Source organism: Accumulibacter sp., assembly GCF_023806635.1.
Classification (GTDB): domain Bacteria; phylum Pseudomonadota; class Gammaproteobacteria; order Burkholderiales; family Rhodocyclaceae; genus Accumulibacter.
On sequence record NZ_JAMTDQ010000011.1, the window covers coordinates 25,852 to 36,956 of the forward strand.

At 65.9% G+C, this 11,105-nt stretch carries 11 protein-coding genes and 2 pseudogenes; 3 read left to right on the forward strand and 10 right to left on the reverse strand.

Annotated elements, in window-relative coordinates; all coding sequences use genetic code 11:
• Nucleotides 1–418 precede the first annotated feature (418 nt).
• The 10 genes and pseudogenes from NFW30_RS02475 to NFW30_RS20015 form a co-directional block, all read right to left on the reverse strand.
• Nucleotides 419–1,831: a DASS family sodium-coupled anion symporter gene (locus NFW30_RS02475; protein ID WP_295349783.1), complete on the reverse strand. Its 1,413-nt coding sequence runs from the start codon at nucleotides 1,829–1,831 to the stop codon at nucleotides 419–421.
• A complete protein-coding gene (locus NFW30_RS02480) occupies nucleotides 1,828–2,403 on the reverse strand; it encodes a hypothetical protein (protein WP_295349784.1) in 576 nt (191 codons plus the stop codon). Before NFW30_RS02480 ends, NFW30_RS02475 begins: the two co-directional genes overlap by 4 nt.
• Before the next feature lie 7 nt (nucleotides 2,404–2,410).
• The gene (locus NFW30_RS02485; protein WP_295349785.1) at nucleotides 2,411–2,758 is read right to left on the reverse strand and encodes a hypothetical protein; all 348 of its coding nucleotides are present in this window, start codon (nucleotides 2,756–2,758) and stop codon (nucleotides 2,411–2,413) included.
• A 97-nt stretch (nucleotides 2,759–2,855) separates the two neighbouring features.
• The gene (locus tag NFW30_RS02490) at nucleotides 2,856–3,371 is read right to left on the reverse strand and encodes an HD domain-containing protein (protein WP_295349786.1); all 516 of its coding nucleotides are present in this window, start codon (nucleotides 3,369–3,371) and stop codon (nucleotides 2,856–2,858) included.
• Nucleotides 3,361–4,365, reverse strand: a complete 1,005-nt coding sequence (locus tag NFW30_RS02495) for a sterol desaturase family protein (protein ID WP_295349787.1) — start codon at nucleotides 4,363–4,365, stop codon at nucleotides 3,361–3,363. Before NFW30_RS02495 ends, NFW30_RS02490 begins: the two co-directional genes overlap by 11 nt.
• Entirely contained in the window at nucleotides 4,362–5,114 is a 753-nt protein-coding gene (locus NFW30_RS02500) for a polysaccharide deacetylase family protein (RefSeq protein WP_295349788.1), read from the reverse strand. Before NFW30_RS02500 ends, NFW30_RS02495 begins: the two co-directional genes overlap by 4 nt.
• 2 nt (nucleotides 5,115–5,116) lie before the next feature.
• A complete protein-coding gene (locus NFW30_RS02505; protein ID WP_295349791.1) occupies nucleotides 5,117–6,028 on the reverse strand; it encodes a beta-propeller fold lactonase family protein in 912 nt (303 codons plus the stop codon).
• Between the two features lie 228 nt (nucleotides 6,029–6,256).
• Nucleotides 6,257–6,859: a hypothetical protein gene (locus NFW30_RS02510; protein WP_295349789.1), complete on the reverse strand. Its 603-nt coding sequence runs from the start codon at nucleotides 6,857–6,859 to the stop codon at nucleotides 6,257–6,259.
• Nucleotides 6,860–6,863: 4 nt separating this feature from the next.
• Entirely contained in the window at nucleotides 6,864–7,250 is a 387-nt protein-coding gene (gene gloA / locus NFW30_RS02515; RefSeq protein ID WP_295349792.1) for a lactoylglutathione lyase, read from the reverse strand.
• A gap of 231 nt (nucleotides 7,251–7,481) precedes the next feature.
• Nucleotides 7,482–7,820, reverse strand: a pseudogene (locus tag NFW30_RS20015) (hypothetical protein); the annotation flags it as partial.
• A gap of 303 nt (nucleotides 7,821–8,123) precedes the next feature.
• On the opposite strand from NFW30_RS20015, the pseudogene NFW30_RS02520 reads away from it, so the two are divergent.
• The 3 genes and pseudogenes from NFW30_RS02520 to NFW30_RS02530 form a co-directional block, all read left to right on the forward strand.
• Nucleotides 8,124–9,077 (forward strand): annotated as a pseudogene (locus tag NFW30_RS02520) (PAS domain S-box protein); the annotation flags it as partial.
• Nucleotides 9,078–9,144: 67 nt separating this feature from the next.
• A complete protein-coding gene (locus NFW30_RS02525; RefSeq protein ID WP_295349793.1) occupies nucleotides 9,145–10,527 on the forward strand; it encodes an IS1182 family transposase in 1,383 nt (460 codons plus the stop codon).
• A 127-nt stretch (nucleotides 10,528–10,654) separates the two neighbouring features.
• Entirely contained in the window at nucleotides 10,655–11,101 is a 447-nt protein-coding gene (locus tag NFW30_RS02530; RefSeq protein ID WP_295349794.1) for a PAS domain S-box protein, read from the forward strand.
• Nucleotides 11,102–11,105: the final 4 nt, after the last annotated feature.

Here is an 11,105-nt window from a genome sequence, read left to right on the forward strand (position 1 = left end):
CGGCTGTCCGCAACTGCGCGGCGAGAGCTGGTTCCGTGCGTCCAGGAAGCAGTTGGCGTTTGTGCGGAGTGGGCCCGTTCGGTGGGCGTCGCGCCTGTCAGCCACTCATGGTCCTAGCTGCCCATCGGACTTCAGATCGGGAAAACCTTCCGGTGTCACGATGCGGCATGAATGGACCTCGGTTTCGCGATTTCCCTGCCGTTTCGCGGGTTGTTCCGTCGTTCATTGGGACTGAGGACGCGATGCCGCCATGCGCCTCGAGCTCTACGGTAACCAGAGCAGCGGTCCACTCGCCGGTGATCTGGTTCAATCTGCGCAGGGAGAACTGCTGAAGACCCTGTAGCGGTTCGATGATGCCGGAGACCGGTTCGACCGCCTGCCTGCGCAGACCGTGGAGGGTTCGGTTGGCCTTTGTCGGTCAGCCGACCCAGAGTATCCACGGGGTGCCGACAACCAGAAACACCAGCAGGCAGAAAGTCGTCGTCAGCAGTCCCAGGCGGTAGAGTTCTCCCTGCTTGAGATAGCCACTGGCGACAAAGATGATGTTCTGGCTCCCTCCCTGTGGCGTGATGACCGAGAAGTAGCTGCTGGCGAACAGCAGCGCGTAGGCCATCAGGGCAACCGGCACACCCGATTTCACGCCAACGTCGAGAAAGACGCCGAGGAGCGCCAGCACCTGCGCGTTCTGACTGACGAACATGTAGTGCAGCAGGACGTAGATGACGAGCAGCGAGACGTAGGCCAGCGGCCAGGAGATGCCTTCGAGCGCCATCGCCAGTCGTTCTCCGACGTAACCCATGAAGCCCATCTCGTTGAGTTGTCCGCTGATGCCGAACAGCACCGCCAGCCAGATGAAGGTGACCAGCGTGCCCCCCTGTTGTTGCATGTCGTCGAGCGTCAGGACGCCGCTGATCAGCAGTGTTGCCAGGCCGGCAAGCGCGATCGCCGTCAGGTTGAGCTCATAGGGGGCTGCCAGCACCCAGCCGGTGATCATGACGGCGAAGGTCACCGCCGTGATCTGCTCGTGCACCGACATCGCTCCCATCGTCCGCAACTCGCGTCGTGCGTGTTCCGGAGCATGCGGAGTGTCGGTGATCCCTGGGGGGAAGAGCCGGTACAGCAGCAGCGGCAGCAGGGCAATGACCAGCAGCGATGGTACACAGGATGCGAGGAGCCAGGAGCCAAAGCTTACCTGCAGCCCGTGCTCGGCGGCCAGCCCGGCGCCGATCGGGTTGCCCGATGTGGCCGTGAACCACAGCGCCGAAGTGATCGCCAGGCTGGCCATACCGCAGAACATCAGGTAGCCGCCGAGGCGCCGCTTGCTGTCGTCGTCGGGTGTCGAACCACTGTTCTGGGCGAGCGCCAGGATGACCGGGAAAAGGACGCCGCCGCGCGCCGTGTTGCTCGGAAAGCCGGGCGAGATCAGTGTATCGGTGATGAAGATACTGTACGCCAGGCCGAGTGTCGATTTCCCGAATAGCGACACGACCAACAGGCTGATCCGTTTGCCGAGGCCGCTCTTGACCACCGATTGCGATACCAGGAAAGCCGTTACGACCAGGAGGACGGTGGAGTTGGCGAAGGAGCCATAGGCCTTCGCCGGTGGCAGTGTGCCGGTCAGGACGACCAGCGCGCAGGCCAGCAGGGCGGATGTGAGGAGCGGCAGTGCATTGAGTACCACCGAGAGAATGGCGGCCGCGAAGATCGCAAAAAGTCGCCACGCGTCGCGCGTCAGTCCCTCGGGCACCGGCATGAACCAGAGACCACAGAAGACGAGCAGGACGGCCGCCAGCTTGAGGTTTCTTGCGCTTGCGAAACCGGATGTGCTCATTTGCCTTCTCCCGTTTTGACCGGAGATACGGCTTCGGACCGGTCGACCTGCGCCCAGCCCTGCAGCCCGACGACGCGGCCCGCAAGTTCGTCGCCTTCGACCGGGCTAAGGCGCTGCCAGTCGAAACGGTACTCGCCTCGTATGCCCGCATAGCGACCGGTGCCACCGATGATGCTGCCTTCGATTCGCCGTCCCGGACCGATCCCTTCTCCGCGTAGCTCGCTGAACACGCGGTCGCCATGCTCGTCGGTCCACACGCTGCGGGCGAGCAGGCCGCTGGCGGTATCCGAGAAACCAATGACCTCGGCTCCGAACGCACGCGCCAGGCGCTGTTTGCCGGTCAGCATGAGCGAACCGCTGAGCCGGAAGACGCCCGCCCGCCGTCCTGCTCCAAGATCGAGAACCTGTTGCGTTCCGTTCGGGCTCCAGTTGCCGGAGAACGGCTGCCTCTCGCCGGGGATCATGGCCGTCGTTGCCTGCTCAGGCTCGCCGCAGCCACTGGCCAGGAGCGTCACGAGGACGATGATCCGCAGCAGGCCGTGCGGGCTGGTGGACTCTCGGAGAAGACTCATGAGCCTCCTATTTCGGTGTTCCCGCGGCGGCGTCGACTGGCTTGCGCGCCAGGAAGGCGAGCCCGCCCGGTTGGGCAAACCATGCCAGGTTGACGCCGTCGAGGACGATGATCACCGGCACCTCGTGGCTCTTGCCGGCGTGGCGGATCGTCGCCACGCCCTCGAGTTGCTTGTCCTGTCCGCCGGTGACGCGGACCTCGAGAACCTCGATGCCCTGACCCTTGAACTGCGGATCGTAGCGAAAATACTCCTGCATCGACACGCGGGTGAGTTCCCCTGCCTTCTCGGGCCCTGGCGTGCAGGCCGCGAGCAGCAGGCAGACGGCGATCACTGCGCGCCGCACACGCACCGTCATCGGCCCCGCCGCTTGGCGCAGCGGGTTTGCGTTCGGTCCGCCTGGCGTCGCCGTGGCGCACGGCGTCGGCAGCCGCGTGTGCGACCGGGCGCGGGAATCAGCCATCGGTGGCCGCCGCAATGTCATCCGGCGCCAGCAGCCTGTCGAGTTCGCACCACAGGGGTTCGCAGAGGCCGGGGCGGTACGCCGCGGCACGGAAGGCACGATGCTCGTGGCGGTAGATCTCCCAGAGACGCTGCCGGCGGTCGGCGATGCAGCTCCTGACGTTGGCCAGGCGGTCGGCTGCCTTGACCACCAGTGCCAGTTCCGACGGGCCACTGACGGCCGCCAGCCGGGCGTAGGTCTGCGCCTTGCGCTCGGCACGGGTGGCGCCGGGGCCGTCGGTCAGCAGGCCGACGCATTCGCCGACGAAGGGTCCGAAACGGGCGTTGACTTCGTCGTCGCTGACTGCCGTGTCCTCGACGATGTCGTGCAGATAAGCGATGACCTGCGCCTGCGCGCCGTACGGTGCGAGCAGTTCGGCGACTGCTTCGAGGTGCCAGGAGTACGGGCGCGCGCCGTACATCTGGCCGTCGTGCGCGCGCAACGCGAAGGCGCGCGCATCAGCCAGCATGCGAGCCTTCCGGCTGTCGCTCGCCCGCGTCATGGCCGCGTGGCCGCAAGGCAGCGGCGAAGGCCTGCAGCCCCTCCCATTGCTGTCGCCAGAAGCCGCTGCGCTCGGCTCCAGGCGGCAGCGGGCCGCCGGCAAGACCGCAGGGCGGCAAATCCTGTCCGTGGTACTGGGTGCCGAAGAGCTGGTCCCAGATCGGCAGCAGGACGGCGAAGTTGCAGCCGTGGCGGTAGCGACGGCCCGGCGGCAGGTGCAGCGCGTGATGCCAGCGGTGGTAGCGCGGGCTGACCAGCAGCCGTTCGCCGAAGCGTCCGAAAGAGAGACGCGCATTGACGTGGGCGAGGTTCTCGACCGTCTTGACGACCAGCAGCAGGCCGATGAACTGTCCTGGCGGCACACCGACGAGCAGCGCGACGCTGGCGAACCAGAAGCCTCCGATCAGGTCCTCGAGCAGATGGTTGCGGCTGTCCGTCCACAGGGTCATCCGCCGCTGGCTGTGGTGGATGGCGTGCAGCGCCCACCACCAGCGCAGGATGTGCGACAGCCGGTGGCGCCAGTATTCGGCGAAATCGAGGAGCAGCAGGTACACCAGGAAGGCGAGCAGAGGCCTCGTGTCGAGGGCGGGGAAGATGTCCTCGATTTGTGGCGGTATGATGTCGTGCAGGCGCAACCAGCCATCGATGAATGCGAAGACCGGCGCCAGCAGTGCGAACACCGCCAGCGGAACGATTCCCAGCCGGTCGAGCAGCGAGTAGAGTACATCGACGCGGACTGCACGGCGGTCAGGCCAGACCTCGACCGGCCGCCATGCCTCGATCGGCCGCAGCAGCAGGTAGGCGAAGCCGATCTGCAACACCCCGGCGAGGAAGAACTGGATGCCGTCGAAAGCCATTTCGAGGTGGCTGCCCATTCCGAGCGCAAGCAGCGGCGGTTGCACCACATGATCGAGCAACCAGCCCTGCAGGAAGACGAAGGACTCGGTCAGTGAATCGATCATGTCTGCCCGCGCTGCGTGGCAAAACAGAAGCCCTTCGCCTTCAGGCCGGCGATCAGCGGCTCGATCATCGGCGCGAAGGGGTCCTTGCGCGACCAGATGCCGAGGTGGGCCATGACGATGTCGCCATCGCGGAGGCGCTCGAGCGCGCGCTGCAGCAAGATCGAATTGGGGTGCGTCTCCGACGGCAGCTCGTCGCCAAGGAAACCGGCTGCCGCCCAGCCGACATGGCGGTAGCCGCAGGACTGTGCCGCCGCCAGCGTGTTCGGCGTCGTCCGGCCACCGGGGGCCCGCCAGAGCGGGTCGAGGCGGCGGCCGGTGAGTTCCTGGAAGCGGGTGTCGGGCCGTTGCAGCTCGGCGCAGATGGCGGCAGCGTCCATCGTCTCGCTGCTGCCATCCTGCAGCCGGTAGCGGACCAGCCTGCCGCTGTCGCCACGAAAGCTGCCGTGGCGCCAGGTGTGGCTGCCAAAGGCGTGGCCTTCGGCGACACGCGCGCGCCAGTAGGGGGCCCAGCTGGGGTCGAGGGCGCTGTCGCCGCGAGTGGTCCTTTCCTGCGCGAGGAAGAAGGTCGCCTTGACCCCGTGTCGTGCCAGGGTGTCGGCGATCAGGTCTGCATGGCGCATGTTGCCGGTGTCGAAGGTGAGATACAGTGTCCCCTTGCAGCCCAGCGGTGGCGTGCCGGTTCCGCCGGCTTCCGCGCCCGCCGTCGCCAGCCCGAGCACCAGGGCGAGTGCCCGATGAAACCTCGGCATGCTTACCTGAGCCCGGCGTGGTTGAGGAAGAAGACCCCGTGCGGCGAACTGCCGACCGGGATCGACAGCTTCAGCTGCTTGCTCACCAGATCTACGACCTGCACCTTGCGCGCGAAGCGGGCGGTCGCCCACAGCTCCTTGCCATCGGCGCGGACCATCATGTCATCGGGGCCGCCGGGGACGTCGTACTTCTCGACGACGCTCATCGTCTGCGTGTCGAGCAGCGAGATGCTGCCGTCGATCGTCCGGTTGGAAACGTAGAAATGGCGGCCATCGCCCTTCGGCTGCAGGTTGTGCGCCGCGGTCGCCGTGGGGATCTTGCGTACGCTCCTGCGGGCGCGCCATTCGATCACCTCGACCACCCCTTCGCCCATGCTGGCGACCAGCAGGTGGCGATTGTCCGGTGACATGACGATACCCGCCGGCGTCGGCGCGACCGGCATCACCCAGGCGACCTTCTGCGTCGGCAGGCTGATCGCCATCACCTCGTTCGAGTCCTGCAGGGTGACGAAGACGAACTGGCTGGCATCGTCGAAGGCCATGTGCGACGGCGTCTTCGGCGCCGGCAGGCGGGCGATCAGGCGGAAGTCGGCAGCGTCGTAGATGTCGACGCGATCGAGGCGCAGCGAGGTGGCGACGAACCACTTGCGGTTCGGCGAAAAGCCGATCTGGTAGGGGTCCGAAATGTCGCGCACGCGTCGCTGCTCCTGGCCGGTCAGCGGGTCGTAGAAGACGAGCTGGTTTGATGCCGCGCAGGCGACGATCAGCGATTTGTCGTCAGGGGTCGGCATCAGGTGGTGCGGCTCCTTGCAGACGTTGATCTTGCCGGTGACCTTGTAGCTGTCGGTGTCGATCAGGCTGAGCGTCCCATCGGCCGAGTTGAGCGCGATCGCGAGGCCCGCATGTGCTGCCATCTGGTTGCCGCAAAGGAAGACCAACAGGGCCAGCAGTCGGGGCAGGAGACGAGCGAGCGATGCAGGGTGGCGGTGGGTCACGTCAGTCGGAATCCGGTTGCGAACGAGAGTGGTCGGCGAGCGTCGTGGTCCCCACCCGGCGCCTGGCAGCCGCCGAGGTGGCTGCCAGGGTTGGCCGGGCGCCGATGGCGAATCGCCCGGAGCGTGATTCTGCAGGAAAATTCGCCCCTAGGCCAGAACCACCAGTCGCGGATCGTCGAAATGATCGACGAGGATGCGGCGGACCCGATCCTGCCACAGGCTGGCGAACAGTCTGCGGGTGTCCGGGTCGTCGTCGCCGGCAAGAAGTCGTTGCAGCAGCGATGGCAGTCGGGGGTCGGCGGGGACCGGCGCGAGTTGCCGCGTTGCCGTGACGCTCCGCCCATTGTCGAGGCGTCGGAAGCGGATGTCGCCTGGCAGATCCTGCGCGAAACGCAGCAGGTCGCGGCGCACGAAGCGACCGGCCAGCCCCTTGAAGCCACCGGCCCCGGCGGCGCCGGTGAGCAGTCCGACGACCGTCGCCATGACGCCGCTGACCCCGGCGTCGGCCGCCGCGCGGAAGTCGACGGCGATCTCGCCGCGCAGTGGTGTCTCATCGCCGTGCAGGGCGCGCAGGGCACGATGGCTCAGCAGGTAGCTGCCGGCCACGGTCGGGCACGAGTGACCGGCAAGGCGGACGGCATCGGCATAGCCGTACTCGATCAGCCCGCCGGCAGCGGCGCCGAGGAAGTCGGCGAGGCGATCGCGCAGGACGATCGATGGCACCTGAGCGAAGAAGGCCGGGAAGCCCACGAACTCAGCCCTTTTTCTGGATCAGCTCGATGCGGTAGCCATCGGGATCCTCGACGAACGCGATCACCGTCGTGCCGTGCTTCATCGGCCCAGCCTCGCGAACGACCTTGCCGCCACGCGCCCGGATTCGCTCGCAGGCAGCATAGGCATCGTCGACCGCGATCGCCACATGGCCAAAGCCGTTGCCGATCTCGTACGCAGCGGTATCCCAGTTGTGCGTCAGTTCGAGCACGGCCCCCTCCGACTCGGGCCCGTAGCCGACGAAGGCGAGGGTGAAGCGCCCGCCGGGATAGTCCTGGCGGCGCAACTCGCGCATGCCGAGGACTTCGGTGTAGAAGGCGATCGATCGATCGAGATCGCCGACACGCAGCATGGTATGCAGGATTCTCATGGCAGGTCCCCAGGGGATTGGACTTGAGTGACAGGGCACGCCGGGGCTGCCGACGATGCCGAGCGTGGCATGCGCCGGAGGATAGCAAACCCATGGGTCCCAAGGCCAGTCCATCACACGAAACAGCACCATGAGTGTCGTGCCATAGACGCTGATCTGCTCATGGAAGCGGCGAATCAGCGGATCGGTGGGCACGGTGGTCGGCAGCGAGCCCTTGCAGGGCACGACCTGCAGCAGGGCCACTGCCTCGGAAGCCAGGCTGAAGAGCTGGCCGATGGTGGTCGCGTGCTTCTTGTCGAAGGTCATCTGGCCGAGGCAGCCGGCCGTCACCCATTCCTTTGGCAAGCCGCGCTTGCTGGCTACGTCACTCCACTTGCTGCCCTTCTGGAGCACGGGCATGGGCGCGAGCATGCGCGATGCGTCGTGCTCCTTGTGGATGACAAAGGCAGTGGCGCTTTCTTTCTCGTAGAAGCCCAGCAGGTCAGCCATGATCAGCGGACTGGCGTGCGTGATGGGAATGAAGCCGGTCCTGAGGCACTTCGTCGCCAGTGAACCCTTGTCCTGGGCCATCGCTTCGACGGCGCCGGAGGGGATGATGGACGAGATCGCGGCCCAGGCCGCCGACGCGCCAACGCTGTGCAGAAACTCGCGGCGCTCGTTGTCGCGCGCAAGCAGTGCGTGCAGCACGGATGTCTCGATGACGCGGTGGTTGAGGACGTCCGCCACGATGCCGCGCCGTTGCCCGCGGGCGCCGCTGGTTTGCAGCGGGTTTACGTGTCGCTACGGTGGTGCAGGGGGCCGACATACCCTCATAATTCCGGCTCATCCGCCGACCCTTCCATCCTCGTGAAAAGCTCGCCCAATACTGCGTACGTGCTGGATCAAGCCCTGCTCACGGCCTTGTTCGATTCCCTGCTGGAGGCGGTTGTCGTCTATGACCCGGCCGGCCGCGTCGTTGCCGCAAACGAATCGGCGCCGGAAATTCTCGGGCTGAGCCTTGCCGAGATCACCGGCGAGACGGCCATGGATCTGGACTGGCGGGCAGTGCGTGCCGATGGCAGCCCATTTCCCGGCAAGCAGCACCCGGCGATGATCTGCCTGGAAACGGGGGTACCGGTCCGGGATGTGATCATGGGCGTAACGAGACGGGCCGGAAGAGAACGGCGCTGGCTCCGGATCCATGCCAGTCCGTTGCGGGTCGAACGCAAGCTTGTCGGTGCGTTCGCCTGTTTCGAGGACATCACCGACCGCAGGCGCATCGAGGCACAACTGTCTGAAGCTCATGAAAAGCTTGAACTGGCGCTGGTCGGTGCCAGCCTGGGCACCTACGATGCGCACCTGCCGAGCGGCCGCACCGAGGTCAATGACCGTTACCTGGCCCTGCTGGGGTATGCCCCCGGGGAACTCGCGATGTCGGTGGCGGCCTGGATGGATCGTGTCAACCAGGAAGACCTGCCGCGCATACAGTCGCACTACGACCGCGTTGTCACGGGCGACCTGCGGAATGTCGACATCGAGTACCGTCTGCGTCACAGGGATGGCAGCTGGGTGTGGCTGCATGACCGCGGGCGGGTCTTCAGTACCGATGCGCAGGGGCAGCCGATCCGGATCGCCGGTACGCTACTGGATATCACCGCCCGCAAGCAGGCCGAACTGGCGTTGCAGGAAAGCGAAGCGCGTTACCGCACGGTCGTCGAATCGGCGCCCGATGCCATCCTGATCTTTCTCGACCAGCGTGTCGTCGTGGCCAACCCGGCCAGTGTCCGGCTGTTTCGGGCGACCTCCGAGCAGGAACTGCTCGGCCGAGAGCCTGTGAAAATATTCCGCCAAGTCCGCCCGTCAGCCTGGCGCGTCCTGTATAATGACGTGGTCATTTTCACAGTGCGCCCTGCTCATGACCCAGACGGCAGCCTTGTTCCCCGACGAACCGACACAGCCGGCCAGACCAAGCGGCGAAGGCGCTGCGAGAAGCGCTCTGCCCAAGCCTGCGGCCCGTGTTCTGATGCCCAACCGCAATCAACTGGAACTGCGGGCAAGCGATCTGGAGTCGCTGTTGCCACCTGGGCATCGAGCACGGTTGGTTTGGGGCTACGTCGAACGGCAGAACCTCGAAGGGCTATACGCCGGAATCAAAGCGGTGGAAGGCGGCGCGGGACGAGCGGCGATCGCCCCGGAGATTCTGTACGCCTTGTGGCTCTACGCCACCCTGGAAGGCGTGGGCCATGCGCGTGGGATCGCGCGACTGACGCAGTCGCATGAGGCGTACCGGTGGATCTGTGGTGGCGTCCAAGTCAATTACCACACCTTGGCGGACTTTCGCAGCCAAGAGGGCGATGCCCTGGACGACCTGCTGACCGATAACGTGGCGAGCCTGATGGCGGCAGGTGCCGTCAAGCTGAAGACAGTCGCGCAGGACGGGATGCGGGTCCGGGCGAGCGCCGGGGCCGCCTCGTTCCGGCGGGAGGAGCGGTTGAAAGCCTGCCTGGAGGCGGCGCGCCAGCAGGTCGCCACGCTGAAAGCACAACTGGCAGACGATCCGGCGGGCGAGACCGCGCGCAAGCAAGCGGCACGGCTGCGTGCGGTCAGCGAACGGGAAGCGCGCATTGAAGCCGCCCTGGCCCGGCAACCGGAGCTGGCGGCGATCAAGAAGCAGCAAGGCAAGGACCCGGAGGAGGCCCGTAGTTCGACGACCGACGCCGACGCGACGATCATGAAGATGGGCGACGGAGGATTTCGCCCGGCGTTCAACTTTCAGTACGCCAGCGATACCGAAAGCCAGGTGATCATTGGCGTCGAGGTCGTGACCGCCGGTAGCGATCAAGGGCAGATGTCACCGATGGTTGAGCAGGTCAGCGAGCGCTGTGGTCAAAGTCCGGAGAACTGGCTGGTCGATGGCGGCTATCCGGGGCACGGGCAGATTGACGCCGTGGCCGAAACGACGACCGTCTATGCGCCTGTGCCCAAGGCCAAGAACCCCGAAACGAATGTTCACCAAGCGAAGCCGAAGGACAGCCCGGCGGTGGCCAAGTGGCGGGAGCGAATGGGCAGCGATGCCGCCAAGCTGCTCTACCGGGATCGCGCAGCGACTGCCGAGTGCGTGAATGCTCTGGCGCGCAACCGTGGCTTGAATCGACTCCAGGTTCGTGGTCTGAAGCGTGTCAAAGGGGTCGCGCTGCTGTTCGCCCTGGCGCACAACCTCATGCGCGCTGTCAGCCTCGCACCCCAACTCGTCGGCATAGGGACAGGCACGTCCGTCGTACCGCAAGTGGCGGGATAATCGGGAAAAAGTCACCGAAAACCGGTCAATCGCGGGCAAGCAGCTCGCCAATTCATGCATTTTGCATACTCCGGCCCAGGGTGGCGTCAAGGGCTCGGTTGCGTCAATCGTGGCGCAGAACTGAAAAATTCACAGCCTCCGAGATGTCTGGTCCCTGACCAGCCCGCGGTCGCACCCACTGCTGCGAGGGCGGATAGGGCGTGCCCTCGAGCCGGGAGGGGTGAATCCCGTTGCTGAGGTCGAGATCAGTTGCTGCGATGGGACGCCATTGCCCGTCGACGGCGTTTCGGCGGCCATTGAATACCAGGGGCGCCGCGCCGTCCATGTCACGATGCGCGACGCGACGCCGCGCAAGCACGCCGAAGCGCTGGTGCGGCAGCATCGGGAAGAGATGGAGCGGACGCTGGCCCTCCAGGTGGCGCATCAGACCGTCGCCGGCATCGCACATGAATTGAACCAGCCGCTGAACGCCATCACCACGTTGGCCGAGGCTGCTCGCCAACAGTTGCACGGCTGCAATCCGGTTTGCGGTGGTTCCGGTCGTCTGGACAGCCACCGGGGTCGAATAAGCTAAGGCC